The organism is Desulfovibrio subterraneus (genome assembly GCF_013340285.1).
In the GTDB taxonomy this organism is placed as follows: Bacteria; Desulfobacterota; Desulfovibrionia; order Desulfovibrionales; family Desulfovibrionaceae; genus Halodesulfovibrio; species Halodesulfovibrio subterraneus.
The window spans coordinates 570,870-592,653 of record NZ_BLVO01000013.1 but is presented as its reverse complement, the minus strand read 5'-3'; the positions used below and the strand labels follow the sequence as shown (position 1 = coordinate 592,653).

The following is a 21,784-nucleotide window of genomic DNA, read 5'->3' as shown; positions in this document are numbered from 1 at the left end:
ATGGTCTCCTAACCGAAACGGCCGGTGATATAGTCTTCAGTCTGCTTGTTGCCGGGACGTGTGAACATTCTTTCCGTATCGCCCACTTCAATGAGGCGGCCCATGTAGAAGAAGGCGGTCACATCCGAAACACGCGCGGCCTGCTGCATGCTGTGTGTGACAATGATGATTGTGTAGTTCTTCTTCAAACTGTGGATAAGTTCTTCAATCTTCTGGGTGGCAATGGGGTCCAGCGCAGATGCGGGTTCATCCATGAGCAGCACCTCGGGTTCAACGGCAAGCGCGCGTGCAATGCACAGACGCTGCTGCTGACCGCCTGAAAGTCCCAGTGCCGATGAGTGCAGGCGATCCTTCACTTCTTCCCACAGGGCGGCATGGCGCAGGCTTTCTTCCACCTTGTCGGCAAGATAGGTTTTATCCTTCACGCCGTTCACGCGCAGCCCGTAGGCCACGTTCTCGAAAATGGTCTTCGGAAAGGGGTTGGGCTTCTGAAAGACCATGCCCACGCGGCGGCGCAGTTCCACCACGTCCACTTTCGAGTCATAAATATTCATACCTTCCAGCATGATCACTCCTTCCACACGGGAAATCGGAATGAGATCATTCATGCGGTTCAGGCACCGCAGGTATGTGGACTTGCCACAGCCGGAGGGGCCGATCAGCGCGGTAACCTGGTTTTTTGCAAACTCCAGATTGACACCGTGCAGTGCCTGAAAGTCACCGTAGTAGAAATTCAGGTCTTTGGAGTACATCTTCATGCGTTTGTCCAATAAGGCGAGTCTTGGGCGGAGAATCGGCTATTCCTTGAACCGGTAGCCGACACCCCTGATGGTTTCTATGTAATCCGCATAGCTGCCGATTTTCTGTCTCAATCTCCGCACATGGGTATCGACAGTCCGGGCGTAGCCTTCAAATTCATAGCCCCACACCGTGTTCAGGAGCTGATCACGGGTGCGGACTCTTCCCTTGTTTTTGAGCAGTTCTGTAAGCAGCTTGAACTCAGTCGCCGTAAGCACGGCTTCTTCTCCGTCGATCTCCACCCTGTGGGCGTCCATGTCGATGGAAAGGCCGTCCATGCCGAAGTGGGTGCGGGAAACCTGCTCTTCGGCCCCTCTGGTGCGCCGCAGCACGGCATTGATCCGCAGAACCAGCTCGCGGGGGCTGAACGGTTTGACAATGTAGTCGTCGGCTCCCAGCTCCAATCCCACAATACGGTCCACCTCTTCTCCGCGTGCCGTGAGCATGATAACGGGCACTGCTGCCAGTTCCGGATTCCGGCGCAGCTCCTTGCACACGTCAAGGCCGCTCATTCCGGGGAGCATGAGGTCGAGAAGGACGAGATCCGGTCTGAAGTTCGATGCCTTGGTCACGCCCTCGCGTCCTGTGGAAGCAGTGCGCACTTCGAACCCTGCGGACTCGAACGTAAACGTAAGGAGCTGAAGGATATCTTCATCATCCTCGACAACGAGAATCTTTTCCTTGGTCATTCAATTCCCTCCGTTGGTACGAGAGCAGATAAACCACCAGCCCGTGACGGACATGTGCAGACTGCGTTACATGTGTGTGACATTTGACAAACCGCAATGCAAAACTCGCCAATTTTCCTTTGCATGTTCAATGATTATCACTAGTTCCCCATTTTCTGCAAACGGTAAACAAAAACAACAAAAAAGGCCGAAACGTCACCGTTTCGGCCTTTTTTGTCACCATGCACAGGCATCATGACAAGCAGGTTACACATGTTGCGGAATAGTGAGGAACCCAAGAGACTCCATACGAAGATGAATCTCTCTGCTGATCCACGCATCCGTTGCAGCATACTGAATCTGCTGCGTGGTCAACTCCCGGCTCGCCCAGTTGGAGCACTGTGCTCCCTTTGAAATCCGCACATCCAGAAGGTTTGCTGCAAGATTGCGAAGCCCGTGCGTTTCCAATCCAATGGAACGGGCAACCTCTCCCAAATCCAACACCCCGGCATCTTCGAAAAAGGACAGTCTCTGCAGGTCCTTAATATCGTCTCGGACAGCCACACCGGTTTTCACTATTGCAGCGTCGGCAAGCAGGTCTTTGACAGATTCAGTCAGGGGGAGCCAGTTAAGCTGAATGAGATAGACAACATCACTACAGGCAAATTGTACCAGCGAAGGCAGGTTTATTTTACCCTTCCTGAAAGTGGGACGCGTTTCGGTGTCAAAACCGAGCAGGTTCTCCTGCCGCATACGCTGCACTGCTGCAGCGAGTTCTTCTTCCGTCCGTACCAGTTCCACCTGCCCCTCAAAGCGGTAAAGGGGCAATTCGTTTATCTCATCCTTGGTAATTTTACGTTTGTATCGCTCTGGAATTTTTCTCATATTCATTTGTTGGCGTTCATACTCTCAAGCCATGCAGGCACCAAGGACGGCCGCCATTATTACAACAAGCATCCAGTAGCGTAAAGCCTTTTCAGAACACTCCTATACGGGGTTACATACGGGCCACAGCAAAAAACACCGCGTGCAGTGTGACCACCACCGTCACAAAGGTCCGCTCGGCAGCACGGGGCGAAAGAAAAGGAAAGCGCAGTTCCATAGCCCCGTGCGTGCATACCGTTGTACAGTCGCGGCACAAAGAGCAGCTCAAGGCGGGTCTGCCCTTCTCCAAGGCCGCATCATCAAGGGCATTGTAACGGCACACCCGCTTGCAGGCACCACAACGGGTGCAACGGTCATTAATTGCCAGTCGCCACGGAGAAATACGGCTGAACACGTTCCCCGCAAGACCGAGCGGGCAGAAAGCGGAACAGTGAACCATGGAACCCGAACGGGAACTGAAAAAGACCATCACCGCCACGCCGAGCATGCCGAACATGGCAGCCAGCCATACCGCAGTAAAGATCGGCACTCCTGCAAAGCGCATCCCCAGAGCGGTGGCAAAAACCAGAACGGCCACAAGCCAGCGGAACTTCGCAGCCCAGTACGGCAGAGGTTGAGGCGCGCCGTGATGCATGCGGCTCAGGCGGTCATCCCACGCACCTATATAGCACAGATGACTGCACCACGCAGAACCGACCAGCAGAACAGATACCGCAAACATGATGAGCATGAAGAAACCGTCGCCGCGGAACAACGGTCCGGCAATGATGAGGGCGGGAACAGGCAAATGCAAAGCGCCTGTCATGAGCAGACGTTCAACACCGGCAAGGCCGAGGGCCAGCTGCCCGAAAAAGACGGCCGAGAACATGGCCCAGATGAAGGAGCGGGCCTTGCGGGCCTTCTTGCGATCCAGCAGCCAGCCGCATGCAACGGCAGCATAAAGGGCAATCAGGGCTATTTCCAGCACCCCGCTTCCGGGGACAAATCGGTCTGCCAGCAGCAACGGTATACGGGTCGCCTTTTCACGGCATATCCACAGCAGCACGGCTGTAAGCAAAAAGGCTACGGCCTGCGGCACTGCCGCATCCTGCCGCTCGTTAAAACGCCGTACAGCGCGGGGAGAGAGCAGCAGCAAGGCCCCGAGCAGGGAGAACGCGGTTACCCCGCCCAGTATCCATGCAAGGCGCACCCACGGAAGTCCCAGCATCATGCGCATCTGGACGAAATCCATGCCGGTCTTGACCCAGACAAGGCAGCCCCACAAAAGGACGGCAGCGGCCACTATCCGTGTCCATGCCAGACGGCTCAGGCACAACCCCGCCACGGTAAGCACCGCAAACAGGTCCCACATGGTCCCTGCCCGCAGGGAGTGCGCTCCCAGCAACACAAGCCCCAGCACGGGTACAGCAAGAAGCGCCCCCCCCATTACAGGGGGAGCAGCGGGTTCACCAGGGACACTTTCCTTACTGATTTCCGTAACCGGGGATTCATGCATAGTTTATTTTCCCATCAATACTGCCAATTCTTCATCCAGACGTTCGCCAAGCTCTTCCACAAGCACGCCGAACCGAAGCCCTTTACGATACTCACGCATGTAGATTTCAAGGCATCCCGTAACAACCGCAAGCACATGCTGCTCGCCGTGCACGCCGCCAATTTCCGTTGCCAGACGGGGATGGCGGCCCAGCTTGCCGCCAAGCACGATGCGGTAGCCGTCTTCATGACAGCTCAAGGCCCGCTCGCTGCACTTGGCTACGCACATGCCGCACTGCATGCACTTGGCGTGGTCGATTACAGGTCCCTGCCGTTCCATGGTTATGGCTCTGTCGGGACACACCTTGTAGCAGATGCCACAGCACGAACAAGCCTCGGAATCCAGCAGGGGGGTACAGGCCCGGATGATACCGATATCCGCCACGTGAGGCCGTGAGCAGCCATTGGGACAGGCAGCCAGAGCAATGCGAAAGGCATGATGGTGCAGCAGCGGGCCGGTGATAGCATTACGCAAAAAGGCGGGCCACCCGCTTTGCTGCACGGCCTGCTCAAGGCGTTCGCCGAATCCGGCAGCCGTCTTCATGGCGAAACGGCAGTTCGTCTCAGCCTGCATGCCGCGGCAGACCGTGATTTCATATGGAGATACAGCAGGTGCGGACATGGATACTCCTTGTAGTGTTCATGGTAGACGATAGAAAAAACGGCGTCCGTGACATATGTCACATCCGCCGATAGTATTCAAACCACTGAAAAGAAATGGCGAAGCCGGTTACCCTGTCCGGAGGAACAGAACTGCGCCCCGTTGCACAAGAGACGCTCCGCCTGGTGATTCGGCACTACTTGCCGATACAGAAACTCTCGAAGATCTTGTTCAGAATGTCATCCGGCGTGGTTTCGCCTGTAATCTCTGAAAGGATGGCGCAGGCGGCCTCAAGACGTACCCCGAGAATGTCGTAGGGCAGTTGCAATCGTATATCCTGCTGCAGGTGCTCAAGCTCGTCCTGTGCATCGCGTAGTGCCCTGCTCTGCCGGAGGTTGGGGACAAGGTCACCGGACTCGGGTTCGCCGCCTTCCCGCCGGGAAAGCACATGCGCACGCGCCATGCCCACCAGCGTATCCAGCCCTTCGCCCTTTTTCGCGGAGACTGCCACATACGCACAGCCCTGCGGCACGACAGGAATCGTTTCCACCAGATCGGTCTTGTTCAGCACCACCATGACCCTGTCCGCCCCCACAGAGGCAACAAGCTCTTCTTCGGCATGACCGACGCCGGTGCGGGCGTCCACAACCAGCAGCACCAGATCAGCCTGCGAAGCAAGATCGCGGCTTATGCGCACGCCTTCCTGCTCGACAATATCACCAGTCTCGCGAAGACCGGCCGTATCCACAAGACGGACAGGCAGCCCCTCAAAACTCAGCTGTTCTTCCAGAAAATCGCGCGTGGTACCGGGAATATCCGTGACTATGGCGCGCGTGCGGCCCAGAAGGCCGTTCATGAGGCTGGACTTGCCGGCATTGACCTGCCCGGCCAGCACCACCAGCACCCCCTCGCGCCAGCAGCGGGCGCGCTCGTAATTGCGCAGCAGTTCCGCCAAGGCTTCACGAACCGATGCAATATCGTCCAGAAACTCTTCCGGACTCAGGCACTCAATATCCTCTTCAGGAAAATCCACAGCCACGCACAGCTTCATACGCACAAGCTCAAGGCGCCCGCGCAGCTCGGCAATGCGACGGCCCAGCATGCCGTCCAATTTGGCCTGTGCCAGGCGCACACCGCTCTTAACGGGTGCGGCAATCATCTCTGCCACGGCTTCGGCCTGTGTCAGATCCATTCTGCCGTTCAGAAAGGCGCGCTTGGTAAATTCACCCGCATCGGCCGCACGCCCTCCGCAGGCAAAGACAGCCTCCAGCACGGCGGAAACAATGGCAGGCCCGCCATGACAATGAATCTCAACCACATCTTCACCCGTAAAGGTGCGAGGCCCCGGCATATGCACGGCCAGCACGTCATCAAGCAACTCGCCGGATGCATCCGCAATGCGCCCATGGTGCATGAAGCGTGGACGGAATCCGGCAAAGGAGGCGGATGAAGAGCGGAAGAGGCGCTGCAAGATGGCGGCGGCGTCCGGTCCGCTTATTCTGATGATGCCTATTCCCCCCTGTCCGAGAGGAGTGGCGATGGCGGCAATGGTGTCTGAATGATGCATACCGGTTGTGTAGCCCCGCCCTTGCGGAGGGGCAAGCTGTTTGGTGCTGTTCAAGAAAAAAGGAGGCTCAGAGAGCCTCCTTTTGCATTCATCTGCGGTTGCGCTAGGCGCTCTTGCGCTTGCGGCCGATGATCACCCTTTTCAGCGGGCCATCGCCCTTGCTGCGGGTCTGTATGTCATCATCGCCCTGCAGGGCAAGGTGCACTATACGCCGATGGTAGGAACTGAGCGGACGGGTGGACTGCGGCTTTCCAAGCGTCTTGGCCTTGTCGGCAAGATGCAGGGCTATTTCGCGCAGTTTGTCGTCCTGCCGTTCACGGTAATCACCGGTATCCAGCTGGACACGAACGGCAACGCCCATTTCCTTGGCCACGATGCGGTTGGTCAGATACTGGAAGGCTGCCAGAGTCTGCCCTTCGCGACCGATCAGCAGGCCGGAGTTGTCTCCGCTGGAGATGGTCACCTTCACCCGGTTCTCCTCGATGGCTGCAGACACGGGGGTCTCGCCGATCACCGGAGTAATGAGCTTGTTTACAACGCCGTTTACCACCTCGATGAGCTTATCCTGGTCCAGTTCGGCAAGATTGGCCTCAGGCATGGGCTCGGCGGAGATGTCTTCCATCATATCTTCGTCGAAGGAAGTATCGAAGTCGGCCGGCGGGGCGTCGTTCAGATTGGTAACATCGGCCTGATCTGCAGAAGCATCTGCCGATGCGCCCTCTTCCTTGCGACCGCGGCCGCGTCCGCCACGGGTACGGCGGCGTCCGCCGCGGGTGCGACGGTTTGCAGAACGACGTTCCTCTTCAGAAGATGAACTCTCGCGTTCCACACCTTCCTGCTCTTCCGATATGGAGGCAGTAGATTCCCCATCATTGGCACGCTTGGGGGGACGGTTGTTTCTCGGCTTGTCGGAACGGGAATCGCCACGCTTTCTCTCGCCGGGCTTGCGGTCCTGACGGCTTTCACCGTCTTCGGCACGTTCTTCCCTGCGATCGCGGCGGTCGTCCTTGCGTTCTTCACGGCGTTCGCTTCTGCCGTCTTCACGGCGCTCATCACGTCGTGCCGGCCTCTGGTCACGCTGTCCGCCTTTGCGCTCCTTCTGTTCAGAAGCAGCTTCGGGCTGGCGGGCGCTGTCTTCCGACTTGGCTGCCTGCTCCTTGCCCTTATCCCGGGGCTTGCGGTCATCACGCGGTCTGCGATCTTCACGCGGGCCCTTGTCTTCTCTGCCTTCCGCAGACTTCTTACGGTCGCGGCCAGAGTTTTCCGGGGCGGGGGTGGAACCATTCAACACACTGCTATCAAACGCAACCTGCATACGGCGGGCGCGAATCTTCGCCTTTTTGGCGCCGACCAGACCGAAAATCCCGGTCTTTGCGTCGTTTACGATCTCTATTTCAAGTTTTTCCCGTGCGCTATTGAAGTAGCTGCAAGCCGCTTCGATGGCGCCGTCCAGAGTTTTACCCTGGAACTCCTTGTATGCATCCATGCATTCACCTCAAGAGGTACTCGCGATTAAAAGGCAAGGCATCAGGCCTTGCGGAGCATGAACCACTGCTGGGCTATGGAGAGTACGTTGTTAACCAACCAGTACACGACAAGACCAGCGGGGAAGTTCAGGAACATGAAGGTGAACACCAGGGGCATGAACATCATCATCTTCTTCTGGACCGGGTCTCCGGTGCTGGGTGTCATCATCTGCTGCAACAGCATGGTCAGCCCCATGACAATGGGGGTAATGTAGAAGGGGTCGGCTGCGGAAAGGTCCGCAAGCCAGATCTTGTCCGTGAAGGGCAGATACGTGATAAAAGAAGCATGACGCAGTTCGATCGAGTTCAGCAGAGCCTGATACAGGCCGAAGAACACGGGAATCTGAACGAGCATGGGCAGACAGCCGCCGGCAGGATTGACCTTATAGGTCTTGTAGAGGTTCATGACCTCCTGGTTCTGCCGTTCGCGGTCGTCAGCATGCTTTTCACGAATCTTCTGCATCATGGGCTGCAGCTTCTTCATCTGCTCCATGGACTTGTAGCTCTTGTGGGAAAGGGGCCAGAACAGCAGCTTGATCAGAATGGTCAAGATGATGATAGCCACACCATAGTTCCCCACATACCCGTGGAAGAAGTTGATCATCTTCAACAGGGGCTTGGCCAGAATACTGAACATGCCGTAGTCGATGGAAGCACCGAGCATATTAGGCGCGGACTCCAGGGCCTGGGCAAGCTTGGGGCCAAGGAAGTAGTTGGTGCCGAGTTCCACTTCGGCTCCGGGGGCAAGGCCGATGGCATCGCGCTCTATGGCAACGCGGTAGACACCATGCTGGAACTTGGCCTTGAGTGCCACATCGCTTCCTTCAGGGGCAACAGCTGCAAGGAAGTAGTTGCTTTCCACACCTGCCCAACGCAGGGGCAGGCTCTTGGCAAAACCCTTTTCGAGCTCTTCGAGGTCGGATTCGTAATCAAGGCCTTCAGAATCGGAGAACCATGCAATCTTGGTGGGATTGTAACGGCTGTGGGCCGATTCGATGGGGCTTGAACCAAGGGTGAAGTCAAGACGGACACTGCGGGGAGTTTCTCCCGCATTCACAAGGCGCACTTTTTCCTTAACCACATAGGAATCGGCGAAGAAGTGCATCTCGCGAATAACACGGATGCCTTCCACTTCACCGGTAAACACCAGCAGGCCGCTGGCGTTGCCATCAAGGGAAAGATTTTCACCGGCAAAGCTCCACTGGCCTTCCAGCCATGTGCGCTTGCCATCCAGCATGATACCGAGATCACCCATCTGGGAAGCTGCCTCGCCCACCATGTCGACAGAGGGGGAACCAGCGTCGAGAGTAGCCTTGTACTCCTTGAGCTGGAAGCTCTTCATAACGCCGCCCTGAGAGTGCATCACTGCGGTGTACAGGGGGGTGGAAACGGTTACTTCACGCCCTTCGGAGGGCTGAAAAACAGGAACGGCAGGCTGGTCCGCATCTGCTGCGGTCGTTGCCTGCACGTTAACGTTGCCTGCTTCGGAAGCAGTTGCTACCTGCTGCTCGGCCGGCTTGGGCAGCCAGCCCATATGTTCAGCAAGGAAATTCCAGCCTACGGTCACTGCTAAACAGAGCGCCACAGCGATCAACAAACGCTTATTATCCATCATGGTTGGACCTCAATTACTCCTGTGCGAGGGGGGATTGATGCCGGGAAGGGGGAACGGGATCGTAACCGCCTCGGCTGAAGGGATGACATCGTAAAATTCGCCAGACGGCAAGACCGGTGCCCCGCAGGACGCCGTGACGGGAGATCGCCTCGACCGCATACTCCGAACACGTGGGTACAAAACGGCAGGCTGGGGGCGTAAACGGTGAAATACACAACTGGTAAAAGCGGATAGGCAACACCAGTATGGTTCGGGCAAATAATTTCATGGCGCTTCGTTTCCCGTCTCTTGGGTAAGCTGGCCGCAGACATTTTGAATTATTGGCAATAATTCCTGCGAAACCATATCAAGGCTTACCCGCTCGGGGTTGAGACTGCGCTTTGGCACCACAACGACGTCAAAGCCGTCGCAGACCTCACGCTGGTTGAGCCGGAAAAACTCACGTATCACGCGCTTGACGCGATTACGCACGACTGCCGTCCCTGTCTTTTTCGTCACTGCCATGCCCATACGCCAACTCAGCTGAACTGAGGGACGAGGCAGCACAAACAGGATGAAATTCTTGGAAAAGTAACGGCGGCCTGCATTGTAACAGCTGACAAAATCAGGCCGCCGGATCAAACGATGCTCGCGCGAATGCGTTAGGCGGATAATCTCTTACGCCCCTTAGCACGACGACGGGCCAATACGGCACGGCCGCTGGCGGACTTAAGGCGGGAGCGGAAGCCGCATGCTCTGGCACGTCTGAGTTTGCTCGGCTGATACGTTCTCTTCATGGAAGGTTCTCCTTTAAAAAAATGAACGGACCTTTTTACAGTGTAAAACGGCCCGCGTCAAGCTTGACAGGGGGAATGTTCTCGCGAACCACCGGAAGACTCAGCAGATAGTTAGTTCAAACCAACCGTCTCACGGTATCGCGCGAAATCCATAGGCTGTTTCATCCATAATTACAAGCCCAAAGATGCCGCAGAACATTATTTTTACGTACATCGGCATCTTTCGGCAAAGGCAGCAACTCTACCGGATAGCTGGCTCGGGCGGCCCGAGCACCTGAGCTCCGGGGTCAGGCTCCGGCGACTGTGTCACCCTGTCAGGCGGGCCGAGAACCGGCATGCCTGCAAGAGGAGGAGCCGTTTGCAGGCCCGCTGCGGGTTGCCTTGCGGCACCGGCACCCCCTTGAAAGGTATTTCCCTGAAAGACCGGAACTTCACTGCGTACCATGCCGAACTTCTGCACTGGTGGCAAGGCGGCACCGTTGGGAACATATGCGGCCTGCCTGCGGGAGTGTTCCGACCAGACGGGGTCAACATCCACAGGTGCCTTTCTATCCTTGCGCAGCATGGACCGCACCTCGCCGCCATTAGGCAACTGGTACTCATAGGCAGCAACAACCGCGCCGTCATCCAGCCTGATGAGACGCAGCGAGCAGAACACGGATGCCGGACTTTCCACGTAACTACCCACCAGAACCGCCTGCGCCGCATACTGGGTCTGCATCAGCCGCGCCACTTCACGGGTAAGCATGAATTCGCCCTCACGAGGGCGGATGGACATATCCATGCGCAAACGGGACTCAATCACGCGGTAGCCGTACTGACTGAGGCGCGATGCCACCTGCTGCATCACCATGCGACCCAGCGTGGAGCTTTTCTCCAGATCGTCAAGCTGCACCATGGTGGCCACAAGCACCGGACTTTCCTTGCTCAGCCGCCCCATCATGACCTGATGCAACGCATCGGCAGCCATCTGGCTTGATCCCGTAATAATAGAGCCTGCGGGAAATGCAGCCAGCGAGGTATCGCTGTGCATGGGCTGTCTCGGCATGGCGCCGGGACCGGCCGCAGCAGCAACCACCGTCAGCAGAAGCAGTATAAATGCGCATACCATAATCAGACGTTTCATATGCTTCTCCTACTGTGCGGTAACCCGCACGGGACGGGCCTTGAATTCCTGGACATAATGGCCGCGGGCCTCGGGATCGACAAACTGCTCGAAATCGGGGTCGTTGATGTAATAAACGGAGGAAGTATGGACGACATATCGGTTGTTGTATGACATGGAAACGGAAATGAGCACTTCGCGGTTGGAAGAACTGGTGATTGCGCCGCCAGCAAGGTCGGCCAGCACTCCGGCGCCAATGGCAGCCGGAATCCATTCAGCCATGGAGTTCAGCGCCCTTGCGGCGCTCACGCCCGCACCGATGGTGGTAAAGGTGCCGATGGGAGGCCGCTGCATGCGGTCATTATGCAGCACGGCGAGCACATCGTAATCCACATCGACCACATCGCTCTCCCGCTCAAGGGAAACCTGCATGCCCCGCGAAACAAGTTCCGAAGTCAGCAGCTTATAGAAGCCCAGAGAAAAAGGCCTGCTGTTGGGCGGCTCGAGATACAGGGGCTTCATGAGCAGGTCGTCACGGTCTTCAATGGCCTTCAAAATCCTGTCCGCCACATCCGAGGCCAGCACCTGCCAGTGCCCTGCCGACTGCATCTTGTACTGCGGTTCCGCCTCGTACGTCGTGGCAACGGGAATCTGCGAGCGATACAACACGCAGCCCGAGAGCAACACCGTCAAAGCCAGTGCTGCCACAGTTACCGCGGTTGTCACGGCCGCCGCGCAAGGCGCTCCGCTCCGGAAAAAACTATATTTCATGGCCGGTACCTCTATCCTGGTCCATTCAGGCACTATAAAGCCCCACGGAAGACAGCCTGCCGTAGTCCTACATACCCTCATCGACAGAAAAGCGGCATTTCTTTAGGGCCATGTGCCCGCCGGAACGGCGAAACCATGGAATTATTCCGTCAGACTATTGCCCGTTCAAGCTCACGAAGCTCCTGTACGAGCAGCCTTCTGAAGTGCTCGACCTCATCGGCCTGCTGTTTTTCACGTATTGCCTGCTCAAGAACACGTGCGGCATGTCTAACTCGCTCAGCGCCGATATTTGCGGCGTCACTTTTGAGCCTGTGCGCGCGTGCACGCAGCATTTCTGTCTCGCAGCGGTCTGCCTGCTGAAAAAAAATGAGCCACTCCCCCACTTCCCCGCGCATGACGTTGAGCAGTTCTTCATAGCAATCTGCATCCAGCCCGAGCAACTGCATGGCTCCATGCCTGTTCAGCACCATTGAGGTCTCCCCTTTCTGACTTGATATCACTGTATTGCAGAGTGTGGACGGGACTATATATACCGGATTCAAGACAAAAAAAAGGGCCGGAGAAATCTCCGGCCCCAAAAGGCAATGTTGCCAGCGGATGCTTAGTACATGCCGCCCATGCCGCCCATGCCGCCGGGCATAGCCGGAGCAGCGGGCTTGTCGGAAGGCTTCTCGGCAATGGCGCACTCGGTGGTGAGCAGCAGGGATGCTACGGAAGCAGCATTCTGCAGGGCAATGCGGGTAACCTTCTTGGGATCGATAACACCGGCCTTGATGAGGTCTTCGTATTCGCCGGTAGCAGCGTTGAAGCCGAAGCCGTCCTTGCCTTCGCGAACCTTTTCCACAACGATGGAACCTTCGAAGCCGGCGTTAGCGGCGATCTGACGAAGGGGTTCTTCGATGGCGCGACGCAGAATGGCAACACCGGCTGCTTCATCGTCGTCAGCGGGCTTGATGTCGTCAAGAACGGTGGCCACGCGAACCAGAGCGGTACCGCCGCCAGGCACGATGCCTTCTTCAACGGCTGCACGGGTCGCGTTCAGAGCGTCTTCAACGCGGTCCTTCTTTTCCTTCATTTCGGTTTCGGTAGCAGCGCCGACGTTGATCACTGCAACGCCGCCGACCAGCTTGGCCAGACGTTCCTGCAGCTTTTCACGATCGTAGTCGGAAGAAGTTTCTTCAACCTGAGCGCGGATCATCTTTACGCGGGCCTTGATGTCTTCGCCCTTGCCTGCGCCGTCAACGATGGTGGTGTTTTCCTTGTCAACAACCACGCGCTTGGCGGAACCGAGGTCTGCCACGGTGATGTTCTCAAGCTTAACGCCCATTTCTTCGGAAACAACCTGACCACCGGTGAGGATGGCGATATCCTGCAGCATGGCCTTGCGGCGTTCGCCGAAGCCGGGAGCCTTGATGGCTGCAACCTGCAGGGTGCCACGCAGCTTGTTCACCACGAGAGCGGCAAGAGCTTCGCCGTCAACGTCTTCAGCAATGATGACGAGGGGCTTGCTCATCTTGGCGACCTGCTCCAGCACGGGGAGCATGTCCTTCATGTTGGAAATCTTCTTTTCGCAGATGAGGATCAGGGGGGAATCCATTTCCACGATCATCTTGTCTGCGTTGGTCACGAAGTAGGGAGACAGGTAACCGCGGTCGAACTGCATGCCTTCCACAACTTCAAGAGTGGTTTCGAGGCCCTTGGCTTCTTCAACGGTGATAACGCCTTCCTTGCCGACCTTGTTCATAGCTTCGGCAATAATGTTGCCGATGGTGGTGTCGGAGTTGGCGGAAATGGTACCAACCTGAGCAATTTCCTTCTGGTCGCGGGTGGGCTTTGCAAGGGCGTTCAGTTCAGCCACGAGGGACTCAACAGCCTTGTCGATGCCGCGCTTGATGGCCATGGGGTTACGGCCTGCAGCAACAAGCTTCACGCCTTCCTTGTAAACAGCCTGAGCAAGAATGGTGGCGGTGGTGGTACCGTCGCCGGCGATGTCGGAAGTCTTGGAGGCAACTTCCTTGACCATCTGTGCGCCCATGTTCTCGAACTTGTCTTCCAGTTCGATTTCCTTCGCTACGGAAACGCCGTCCTTGGTGATGACGGGGGAACCGAAGGACTTTTCGATAACAACGTTACGGCCCTTGGGTCCAAGGGTAACCTTAACGGCGTTGGCAAGCTTATCTACACCGCGGGAAAGGCGCTCACGAGCCTTTGCGTCAAACAGAATTTCTTTAGCCATGGGGATAATCCTCCTGAAAAATATATGTAATGAGGGAAGTTAGGCGATGATGGCGAGAATGTCGTCTTCGCGCATTACAAGGAAATCGTTGCCGTCGATCTTGATCTCGGTGCCGGCGTACTTGTTGAAGAGAACAACGTTGCCGACTGCAACGGTCATGGCAATGTTGTTGCCGTTTTCAACCTTGCCGGGGCCAACCGCAACGATTTCGCCGCGAGAGGGCTTTTCCTTGGCGGTATCGGGAATGTAGAGACCACCGGCGGTCTTTTCTTCGGCTTCAAGACGCTTAACCAGAACGCGATCGCTCAAAGGCTTCAGATTCATGTTATAAACCTCCAACATTTTTCATATTCAACTTTTTTTGTTAGCACTCTGACTCTTCGAGTGCCAATACCAAGCGGCTGTGTACCCCTTCCTGCCCCGCCTTGCAACATGTTGCATGACGATAGGACAGGTCCGCGCACGGCGCGGTGGCAACCGCAGTTTTTTACAGTAAATTCCCGCTGAATCAGCGGGCGGGTTCAACGCCGGGATCAACATCCCAAACGTTGACGGGATAATAAAACACTTTTTCGCCTTGAAAAGGGGGCAAGTGCATTTTTTTTCATTTTAATTTTAAATTCATGAAAAAACAGCAAGTTACACTCGGGAAAGTTCGGCCAGTAAAACGTTCTTATTTACCGGCTTAGTCAAAAATCCTGTACACCCCGCTGCAAAAGCCCTTGTCTTCTCTTCATCAAGCGCGTGGGCCGTCAGCGCGATTATGGGAACCTTCCCCGTTCCCTGCTCCTTTTCCATCTCACGTATGCGCAACGTTGCCGCTATCCCGTCCATGACCGGCATTTCAATATCCATGAGCACCACATCAAAATGCCCCTCGGCAAAGCGTTCCACTCCCTCTACTCCGTTTTCGGCCATAACAAGCTCGTGGGGCGAACGACGAAGGAACAGTTCTACCACCATGCGGTTATTCGGTGAATCATCTACCAGCAGAATGCGCAGGGGGCGTTCAGGCCGGATGTCGGGTCCCTTCACAGCCAGAGGAACCGGCCGTGATATAAGCGCCTCGTTCAGCGCTTCTGCAAGCGGAGCCGGAGCCACAGGCTTTACCAGAGTGGCAAAGGCAAGCCCCGGCGGCACATTACCCACACTGTTTCCCATGGTGCTCAGGAACACACACCGCCTCACCCCCTCGTCTACAAGCGAAGCGACATAGGAAGCCACGGAGAATCCCTCTCCGCCTTCGCTGCCGTCCGGCAAGGTTGTGACCACCAGCTCGGCCGGCCGCCCCGATGCGGCAAGTTCACGCAGGCATGCGGATACGCCCTGCCTGTTGCCCAACACCTCTACGGCAGCACCGAAATCCTCAAGGTATTCACGCAACAGACTGCGGGTAAAGACATGCGGCTCAACAACAAGCACACGCTTTCCTGCCACTGCGCTCAGAGTCTGGCGCTGCATGAGCTGGGCTCTGACAATGTCGAACCGGGCCGAAAAGGCAAACACGGAACCGGAATGCCCGTCGCTCTGCACGGCAATTTCCCCTGACATGAGCGTGACCAGATGCCGTGAGATGGCGAGGCCGAGGCCGGTGCCGCCAAACTTGCGCGTTGTGGATGAGTCGCCCTGCGAAAAAATATCGAAAATGCGCCCCTGCTGCTCAACCGGCACCCCTATCCCCGTATCACGGACGGTAAAGAGCAGATAGCCTGCATCCGCGCTGTCGGGATGCACATCCACCTCAAGGATAACCTCACCCCGTTCGGTGAACTTAACCGCATTGCCCACCAGATTCATGAGCACCTGCCGCAACCTGGTTGGATCTCCCATCAGCCTGTGCGGAACCTGCGGCGCAATACGCCACGCAATCTCCAGCCCCTTTTCATGCCCCCGCACAGCCAGCGTTCTGATGGTTTTGTCCACCAGACTCTGAAGATCAAATTCAATATGCTCCAGCGAGAACTGGCCGGATTCGACCTTGGATATATCCAGAATATCGTTGATGATCTCCAGCAAACCTTCACCGGCAGCACGCAGCACCTTCACATTCTCGCGCTGCTCGCGTGCAAGGTCGGCCTCGGACAACAGCTCCGCCATGCCAAGAATCACATTCATGGGCGTCCGGATTTCATGGCTCATGGTAGCAAGGAATTGGCTCTTCGAACGGGTGGCCGCCTCAGCCTGCTCCTTGGCCTGCTGCAGACTGTCGATGGCCTCACGCAATTCCGCGTTCTTTTCGTCAAGCTGACGTGTGCGTTCCTCTACCTTGTCCTCAAGTGACCAGCTATATTCCTCAACCTGCCTGCTGGCTTCCTGCAGACTTATGGCCAGCCGTTCCGACTCGCGGCGCATACCGAGCAGGTTTGCAAGCATGCTGTTGAACGTTTCCGCGAGCACGGTCAATTCATTACGGTTTTCCGTTTCCACAGGCACCTGCACCGTCTCCAGGTTGTCGAGACTGACCATTGCCGTGGCTGTAGTGAGCTTTTCAAGGGGACGGGACAATATCTTGCGGGCAAACCAGAGAAAAATGACCCACAGGGCAACGGCCTTGATCACGGCGTTGACCAGTATGATGACAAGCGCTTCCCACACCTCGGAAAGCACGACGTTTTCACTGGAAAAGACGGTCAGAGCCCCGATAATATAAGGCTCCCCTCCCGTTTCGTGATACATGACGGGAAAAGTGTTCCAGAAAAGACCTTCGCGCTCTCCCCAGCCTTCCACGTTCAGCAGAACGCCATGTTCCCCGAAAGCCGGTGCGGCAAAAGGCAATGGCCGTTCAAGAGAATTTGCCTCGAACGCGCCCTGAAATTCCGTTTCTACCCGCACTCCTATCACTTCCGGCGTTTCAAGCATGCCATTTACAATGGTGCGTATCTGCAACTCATCCACATTGTATATGGCCGTGGCAAGCCCCTCGGAAACCACCGTTTCAAGTGAGGCGATGGACCGGTGCACCTTGTCGCGCGTGGAGATATATTCGTTAACCAATTGCCCGGAAGTGAGAACGCATGTCACCAGAACGTACAGCAGAAACACCTTGCTGAGCAGCAGGGTCGCAACCGAATTCCGGATGGGGACAAAAAAAGGACCGCGTTTCGCTTCAGGCATATTCCACTCCGCGGTTATTCAGGGAATGTGTAGTGCGGGTAGGGAAAACCCCATTTTTTAAAAATAGCCTGCAACTCGCCGGATGCATGCAGTTTTTCCATGCCCTGCGCATACATCGCCTCCAGCTGCCTGCCTCTTTCGGACTCGCGGAACACGGGAAAGTACTGCCGCCTGCCTGCGACCTGTATCGCATAATCACCGGCATTGAACGGAATGGTGCCCTGCTTCATGGAGTCTTTGATGAACTCCAGATCGTCGATGTAATAATCCGCATGCCCCAGCAGTACCATCCCCAGGGCGGCTTCAGCGGTGCGCACCTCTTTGAGCACGGTGCCTTCAGGAAAGTTTTTGGCGGAATAATATGTCAGCCTGAACACCACAGACTTGCCGGACATAGTTTGCGGACCATGCCACTCCGGCTGCCGCAAGATGTTATAGAAGCAGTGAAACTCTCCCTCATACATGGGATAGCGCGCAAGAAACAACGGGGCAGAAGCGCTGTCGCTGCACGTCATCATATCAGCCTTGCCCGACGCGACCAGATCATTGCCGCGCTGCGAAGAAACATAAATCCGTCGCATCGCAACCCCGCGCTCCGTAAAAATTCTGCCCAAAATCTCATGATAGAGACCTGTACCATCATGATTGGTAAACTTGTTCCACGATGGCCCGACAACGATGACTTCGCCCAAGTCTTGGGCACAAACGCCCGACGGTATGAGCAGCAGCATGACCATGAGAAAGAAGTAACGCTTCATGAAGCCCCCAAACAGTTTACAGCACGGTCAACGCAATCGAAAGACCATGTTGGTCGTGTGTGCCACGCCATATAGCGAGATATCGGCAGACAAATCAGTCCAGCTTGTACGGCGGATATTCGAATCCCCACTTGGCAAATATCTCCCGAAGCCGCCCGTTTCGAATAAGCCGCTCCATTCCTTCATCATATAAGGCCATTACCTGATTGCCCCGCTGTGACTGCAGCAGTACCGGATGATATGTCCGGTATCCGGCAACCCGTATGTCATAGTCGGCCATATCGAACGGAATCTTGTTTTCCTTAATGGATGTTTCTATAAAAGAAAGGTCATCAACGTAAAAGTCGACCCGTCCGAGAAGCACCATTCCCAGTGCCGAGCCGCCTGTCTTCACTTCCTTGTACTCTACGTGAACGGGAAAATTCGCCGGAGAATAGTACCCAATTCTCCATACCAGAGTCCGGTCTCTGAGCGTTTCCTCGCCCTTCCATTCCCCTATGCGTTTCTTGTTGAAGAACACATGATAGGGCCCTGCAAACATAGGATACTTCGCCAGCTGCAAAGGATTTCTGGCAACATCATGGCAGGTCATCATATCAGCCCTGCCCGCCCGGACAAGATCATAAGCGCGTTCTGACGGAACATACTCCCGAATAACGTTAATGCCGTACAGGCCAAACACTTCATTCAAAATCTCATGATACAAACCGGTGCCGTCAAGATTTGTAAACTTCTCCCATGAAGGACCGACAACTATTACTTTATCGATATCTGCAGCGTTGCTGGCACACGGAAAAAGCAGCAGACACAACAAAAACAGGAGCAACCTACGCATGGAATAAAGCCCACCTTTCATTTCAGTTGCAGTAACCTACACCATTTCATGAAAGATGGGCAATGGGATTAGATGTGACGAATCGTATCAAAAAGCCTATTCCGCGTGGTCCTTACGGCTTATGCGCACTCTGAGCCAGCGGCATGTGCTGCCTGTCATGCGCTCATAAAAGTCCATGAGCGGGTCAAGCCGTTTGGTATGAGGATAGACAAAGTGATGCTGCGGGAACATCTGCGGCAGCATGCGCAGCTGTATGGCGTGCTCTTCAAGAAGATATTCCCTGCTGAGAGCGGCAACCCGCAATTTTTCATCACTGCAGGTTCCTTCAGTGCAGGCGGCCTCCACAAAGTAGCCGACCATGTCATCAACGAGATTGCAGGCCACGTCGTCCTCGTCGCAAAAGACATCCAGCTGCTGCCTGTGGTCCGCATATGCTTCCATGCCGAGCAGGTCGCTCCAGTAGACAATGCGGTATGGAATGGAAAGGTCGGCCCAGGCATCGGCATTGTTCTCCACCCACTGCCTGCCTATATTGACCGATTTGACGAAGGCACGCTCCATTGTGAGATCAGGGTCCACAATACGCAGTGTGTGCCTGTGCAGCATGTCCGAGACTATGACAACGCACTCTTTGAAGGTCTTGTTTACCAGCTGCATGATGGAGTGCAGCTTGCTCCCTTCATGATACTCCTGCCCCAGGCTGATGGGGACGAAGCAAACGTTGTCATACAGGGTTTCTTTCGGAAACTGAAGGTTGCGGAACTTCGCAACATAACGGCTTCCCGCCCCTTGTGGGAAAGAGGATTCAGCATTCCTGACAACAAGAGAAGAACCGATCTGATCGTGCCACATACAACACTCCTTGGTTAAGGTGAGTGAGACATGACACGATCATTATAGAACTATCTATATAACAACAATCCCTCCCGGGCCCTTCTCTGCTTCTAGGCTCTGAACTGTTCCAGTTCTTCCAGCCGCTGTTCTGCCTGTTCCCACCGTTCCAGCAGTGCCAGTTGTTCACTTTCCAGCTCTTCAAGGCGGCGGGTCGAATCGGCAAAACCCTGCGGGTCACGGGTATAGAACGCCGGATCAGCCATGGCCGCTTCCAGCGAGCGCTGTTCTTCTTCCAGTGCGGCCAGACGGGCAGGAAGTGCTTCCAGATCTTCCTTCAGGGTTTTCAGTTCCCGCTGTTCATTGAAGGTCAGCTTTTTCTGCTTACCCGCTCCACCATCGTCTTCCGCCTTTACGGACGGCTTTGCTGCCGACTCGGCGCGGGATACCGCAGAAGCTGGTGCCGGTCGCTGTCGCAGCCAGTCATCGTAGCCTCCCACATATTCGCAGACGCGCCCGTCACCCTCGAATGCCAGAGTGGACGTAACCACATTGTTGAGGAAGGCTCTGTCATGGCTGACCACAAGCACGGTGCCGGTATATGCGCCAAGCAGCTCTTCCAGCAGGTCCAGCGTTTCCATATCCAGATCGTTTGTGGGTTCGTCAAAGACGAGCACATTCGCCGGTCTGGTGAACAGCCGCGCCAGCAGCAGACGGTTCCGCTCGCCGCCGGAAAGGCAGCTTACGGGCATATGAATCCGCTGCGGGTCGAAAAGAAATTCCTTGAGATAGCCAACAACATGCTTGCGGGTTCCGTTTATCTCGACAGTATCGTTGCCGTTTGCCACGTTATCCCGAACGGATTTGGACTCATCAAGCTCACCGCGCAACTGGTCGAAATAGGCAATCTCAAGCCGGGTGCCATGGCGCACGGTTCCCGACTGCGGCTCAAGACGCCCCAGCAAAAGCTTGAGCATGGTGGTCTTGCCCACACCGTTGGGTCCCAGAAAGCCCACTTTGTCCCCGCGGCTGATAACCAGAGACACGTCGTGTATCACGGGTGTTTCGGCATCCGGATAGGTGTAGGTAATATTACGGGCTTCCACCACAAGCTTGCCTGAGCGTTCTGCCTCCTGCACCTGCATGGAAACGGAGCCGAGCCTGTCACGCCGTCTGGCCCGTTCTTCACGCAACGCGTACAGTTCGCGCACACGCCCCATATTGCGGGTGCGGCGGGCCTTGATACCCTTGCGAATCCAGACTTCCTCTTCAGCAAGCTTCTGATCGAGCCGCGCCCATTCCTGCTGTTCTGCATGGAGCTGCCCGTCTTTCCGTTCAAGAAAGGTATCATAATCGCATGACCAGTCCGCAAGGTGTCCGCGGTCAAGCTCCACAATACGGTTTGCCACCTTGCGCAGAAACATGCGGTCATGGGTAATAAGCACCAGCGTGCGCATGCGACGCAAAAGAAATTCTTCAAGCCAGTCTATGGAATCAACATCCAGATGGTTGGTGGGCTCGTCCAGCAACAGAACATCCGGCTCCGCAGCCAATGCGCGGGCAAGCATGACACGGCGCTTCATCCCGCCGGACAGACGGGAAAACTCCACCTCGGCATTCAGCTTCAGATGGTTGATCACACTCTGTACGGTCTGGTGTGCTGTCCAGCCATCTCCGGCATCGAGTGCCTGTTGTGCCTTCTGCAGGCGTGTATCCAACCCGGGGGAAGTATCCCCCGACTCCAGCAACACGCTCACCTCATGGTATTCCGCAAGCGCTCTGCCGGTGGCTCCCATGCCTTCGGCAATAACGGCATACACCTGCCCGCTGATCCCCTGCGGCACCTCCTGCGGCAGCATGGAAACACGCAACCCCTGCTGACGGGCCACGGTTCCCTTATCCAGAGGCACATCGCCATGCATCACACGCAGAAAGGTTGATTTGCCCGCGCCGTTTCTGCCGAGAATGCAAACCCGCTGACCTTCTTCAATCTGCAGGGTCACGTCGTCGAGCAAAAGAGGGCCGCCGAGAGAAAGAGTGGCGTTCTGAATGCTTATCAATGCCATATATTGTATCCTTTGAATAATTCGTCGCTGAGGTGTGCCCCCTTGTAGCCGCCCGACACCGAAACAGCAAGGGCGGGCATGGGCGAGAATAGAACGGAC

General features: G+C 56.0%; 21 protein-coding genes. All 21 read right to left on the bottom strand.

Features of this window, described 5'->3' with window-relative positions:
• Positions 1-8: 8 nt before the first annotated feature.
• On the bottom strand, positions 9-758 hold the full coding sequence (gene pstB / locus HUV30_RS09595) for a phosphate ABC transporter ATP-binding protein PstB (RefSeq protein ID WP_174405213.1): 750 nt from the start codon (positions 756-758) through the stop codon (positions 9-11).
• 39 nt (positions 759-797) lie between these two features.
• Positions 798-1,487 (bottom strand): response regulator, encoded by a 690-nt coding sequence (locus HUV30_RS09590; protein ID WP_174405212.1) that lies wholly within the window; start codon positions 1,485-1,487, stop codon positions 798-800.
• Positions 1,488-1,733: 246 nt separating this feature from the next.
• Positions 1,734-2,351 carry a 3'-5' exonuclease gene (locus HUV30_RS09585; RefSeq protein ID WP_174405211.1) on the bottom strand — a complete coding sequence of 206 codons (618 nt, stop codon included), beginning with the start codon at positions 2,349-2,351 and terminating at the stop codon, positions 1,734-1,736.
• Positions 2,352-2,463: 112 nt separating this feature from the next.
• Positions 2,464-3,846 (bottom strand): 4Fe-4S binding protein, encoded by a 1,383-nt coding sequence (locus tag HUV30_RS09580; RefSeq protein WP_243452138.1) that lies wholly within the window; start codon positions 3,844-3,846, stop codon positions 2,464-2,466.
• A 3-nt stretch (positions 3,847-3,849) separates the two neighbouring features.
• Positions 3,850-4,506 carry a 4Fe-4S dicluster domain-containing protein gene (locus HUV30_RS09575; protein WP_174405210.1) on the bottom strand — a complete coding sequence of 219 codons (657 nt, stop codon included), beginning with the start codon at positions 4,504-4,506 and terminating at the stop codon, positions 3,850-3,852.
• Between the two features lie 175 nt (positions 4,507-4,681).
• Positions 4,682-6,052, bottom strand: coding sequence for a tRNA uridine-5-carboxymethylaminomethyl(34) synthesis GTPase MnmE (gene mnmE, locus HUV30_RS09570; RefSeq protein WP_174406151.1), 1,371 nt, complete (start codon positions 6,050-6,052; stop codon positions 4,682-4,684).
• Positions 6,053-6,155: 103 nt separating this feature from the next.
• Positions 6,156-7,538: a protein jag gene (locus tag HUV30_RS09565; protein WP_174405209.1), complete on the bottom strand. Its 1,383-nt coding sequence runs from the start codon at positions 7,536-7,538 to the stop codon at positions 6,156-6,158.
• Positions 7,539-7,579: 41 nt separating this feature from the next.
• The gene (yidC, locus tag HUV30_RS09560; protein WP_174406150.1) at positions 7,580-9,190 is read right to left on the bottom strand and encodes a membrane protein insertase YidC; all 1,611 of its coding nucleotides are present in this window, start codon (positions 9,188-9,190) and stop codon (positions 7,580-7,582) included.
• Positions 9,191-9,206: 16 nt separating this feature from the next.
• Positions 9,207-9,461, bottom strand: coding sequence for a membrane protein insertion efficiency factor YidD (gene yidD / locus HUV30_RS09555; RefSeq protein ID WP_174405208.1), 255 nt, complete (start codon positions 9,459-9,461; stop codon positions 9,207-9,209).
• Positions 9,458-9,814, bottom strand: a complete 357-nt coding sequence (gene rnpA / locus HUV30_RS09550) for a ribonuclease P protein component (RefSeq protein ID WP_243452137.1) — start codon at positions 9,812-9,814, stop codon at positions 9,458-9,460. The genes yidD and rnpA overlap by 4 nt, the downstream gene beginning before the upstream one ends.
• Positions 9,815-9,834: 20 nt before the next feature.
• Complete coding sequence (gene rpmH / locus HUV30_RS09545; protein ID WP_174405207.1) at positions 9,835-9,969, bottom strand: 50S ribosomal protein L34; 135 nt, start codon at positions 9,967-9,969, stop codon at positions 9,835-9,837.
• Between the two features lie 241 nt (positions 9,970-10,210).
• Positions 10,211-11,095, bottom strand: coding sequence for a FlgO family outer membrane protein (locus HUV30_RS09540; protein WP_174405206.1), 885 nt, complete (start codon positions 11,093-11,095; stop codon positions 10,211-10,213).
• 9 nt (positions 11,096-11,104) lie between these two features.
• Positions 11,105-11,800, bottom strand: a complete 696-nt coding sequence (locus HUV30_RS09535) for a hypothetical protein (RefSeq protein WP_205245208.1) — start codon at positions 11,798-11,800, stop codon at positions 11,105-11,107.
• Positions 11,801-11,994: 194 nt separating this feature from the next.
• Entirely contained in the window at positions 11,995-12,315 is a 321-nt protein-coding gene (locus HUV30_RS09530; protein WP_174405204.1) for an Hpt domain-containing protein, read from the bottom strand.
• 131 nt (positions 12,316-12,446) lie between these two features.
• Positions 12,447-14,081, bottom strand: coding sequence for a chaperonin GroEL (groL, locus tag HUV30_RS09525; RefSeq protein WP_174405203.1), 1,635 nt, complete (start codon positions 14,079-14,081; stop codon positions 12,447-12,449).
• Between the two features lie 39 nt (positions 14,082-14,120).
• The gene (groES, locus tag HUV30_RS09520) at positions 14,121-14,405 is read right to left on the bottom strand and encodes a co-chaperone GroES (RefSeq protein WP_174405202.1); all 285 of its coding nucleotides are present in this window, start codon (positions 14,403-14,405) and stop codon (positions 14,121-14,123) included.
• A 315-nt stretch (positions 14,406-14,720) separates the two neighbouring features.
• Positions 14,721-17,195: an ATP-binding protein gene (locus HUV30_RS09515; RefSeq protein WP_174405201.1), complete on the bottom strand. Its 2,475-nt coding sequence runs from the start codon at positions 17,193-17,195 to the stop codon at positions 14,721-14,723.
• Positions 17,196-17,209: 14 nt separating this feature from the next.
• Positions 17,210-17,953, bottom strand: coding sequence for a substrate-binding periplasmic protein (locus tag HUV30_RS09510; RefSeq protein WP_174405200.1), 744 nt, complete (start codon positions 17,951-17,953; stop codon positions 17,210-17,212).
• A gap of 94 nt (positions 17,954-18,047) precedes the next feature.
• Complete coding sequence (locus HUV30_RS09505; protein ID WP_243452136.1) at positions 18,048-18,809, bottom strand: substrate-binding periplasmic protein; 762 nt, start codon at positions 18,807-18,809, stop codon at positions 18,048-18,050.
• 75 nt (positions 18,810-18,884) lie between these two features.
• On the bottom strand, positions 18,885-19,640 hold the full coding sequence (locus HUV30_RS09500) for a hypothetical protein (RefSeq protein ID WP_174405199.1): 756 nt from the start codon (positions 19,638-19,640) through the stop codon (positions 18,885-18,887).
• A gap of 92 nt (positions 19,641-19,732) precedes the next feature.
• On the bottom strand, positions 19,733-21,685 hold the full coding sequence (locus HUV30_RS09495; RefSeq protein WP_174405198.1) for an ATP-binding cassette domain-containing protein: 1,953 nt from the start codon (positions 21,683-21,685) through the stop codon (positions 19,733-19,735).
• Positions 21,686-21,784: the final 99 nt, after the last annotated feature.

Excerpts from the sequence above, each read along its gene's own strand:
- pstB (WP_174405213.1), bottom strand. The coding sequence starts at position 758 with ATGAAGATGTACTCCAAAGACCTGAATTTCTACTACGGTGACTTTCAG.
- HUV30_RS09565 (WP_174405209.1), bottom strand. The coding sequence starts at position 7,538 with ATGGATGCATACAAGGAGTTCCAGGGTAAAACTCTGGACGGCGCCATC.
- HUV30_RS09530 (WP_174405204.1), bottom strand. The coding sequence starts at position 12,315 with ATGGTGCTGAACAGGCATGGAGCCATGCAGTTGCTCGGGCTGGATGCA.
- groES (WP_174405202.1), bottom strand. The coding sequence starts at position 14,405 with ATGAATCTGAAGCCTTTGAGCGATCGCGTTCTGGTTAAGCGTCTTGAA.
- HUV30_RS09540 (WP_174405206.1), bottom strand. The coding sequence starts at position 11,095 with ATGAAACGTCTGATTATGGTATGCGCATTTATACTGCTTCTGCTGACG.
- HUV30_RS09510 (WP_174405200.1), bottom strand. The coding sequence starts at position 17,953 with ATGAAGCGTTACTTCTTTCTCATGGTCATGCTGCTGCTCATACCGTCG.
- HUV30_RS09505 (WP_243452136.1), bottom strand. The coding sequence starts at position 18,809 with ATGAAAGGTGGGCTTTATTCCATGCGTAGGTTGCTCCTGTTTTTGTTG.
- HUV30_RS09590 (WP_174405212.1), bottom strand. The coding sequence starts at position 1,487 with ATGACCAAGGAAAAGATTCTCGTTGTCGAGGATGATGAAGATATCCTT.
- yidD (WP_174405208.1), bottom strand. The coding sequence starts at position 9,461 with ATGAAATTATTTGCCCGAACCATACTGGTGTTGCCTATCCGCTTTTAC.
- HUV30_RS09515 (WP_174405201.1), bottom strand. The coding sequence starts at position 17,195 with ATGCCTGAAGCGAAACGCGGTCCTTTTTTTGTCCCCATCCGGAATTCG.
- mnmE (WP_174406151.1), bottom strand. The coding sequence starts at position 6,052 with ATGCATCATTCAGACACCATTGCCGCCATCGCCACTCCTCTCGGACAG.
- groL (WP_174405203.1), bottom strand. The coding sequence starts at position 14,081 with ATGGCTAAAGAAATTCTGTTTGACGCAAAGGCTCGTGAGCGCCTTTCC.
- yidC (WP_174406150.1), bottom strand. The coding sequence starts at position 9,190 with ATGGATAATAAGCGTTTGTTGATCGCTGTGGCGCTCTGTTTAGCAGTG.
- HUV30_RS09495 (WP_174405198.1), bottom strand. The coding sequence starts at position 21,685 with ATGGCATTGATAAGCATTCAGAACGCCACTCTTTCTCTCGGCGGCCCT.
- HUV30_RS09500 (WP_174405199.1), bottom strand. The coding sequence starts at position 19,640 with ATGTGGCACGATCAGATCGGTTCTTCTCTTGTTGTCAGGAATGCTGAA.
- rpmH (WP_174405207.1), bottom strand. The coding sequence starts at position 9,969 with ATGAAGAGAACGTATCAGCCGAGCAAACTCAGACGTGCCAGAGCATGC.
- HUV30_RS09585 (WP_174405211.1), bottom strand. The coding sequence starts at position 2,351 with ATGAGAAAAATTCCAGAGCGATACAAACGTAAAATTACCAAGGATGAG.
- HUV30_RS09575 (WP_174405210.1), bottom strand. The coding sequence starts at position 4,506 with ATGTCCGCACCTGCTGTATCTCCATATGAAATCACGGTCTGCCGCGGC.
- HUV30_RS09580 (WP_243452138.1), bottom strand. The coding sequence starts at position 3,846 with ATGCATGAATCCCCGGTTACGGAAATCAGTAAGGAAAGTGTCCCTGGT.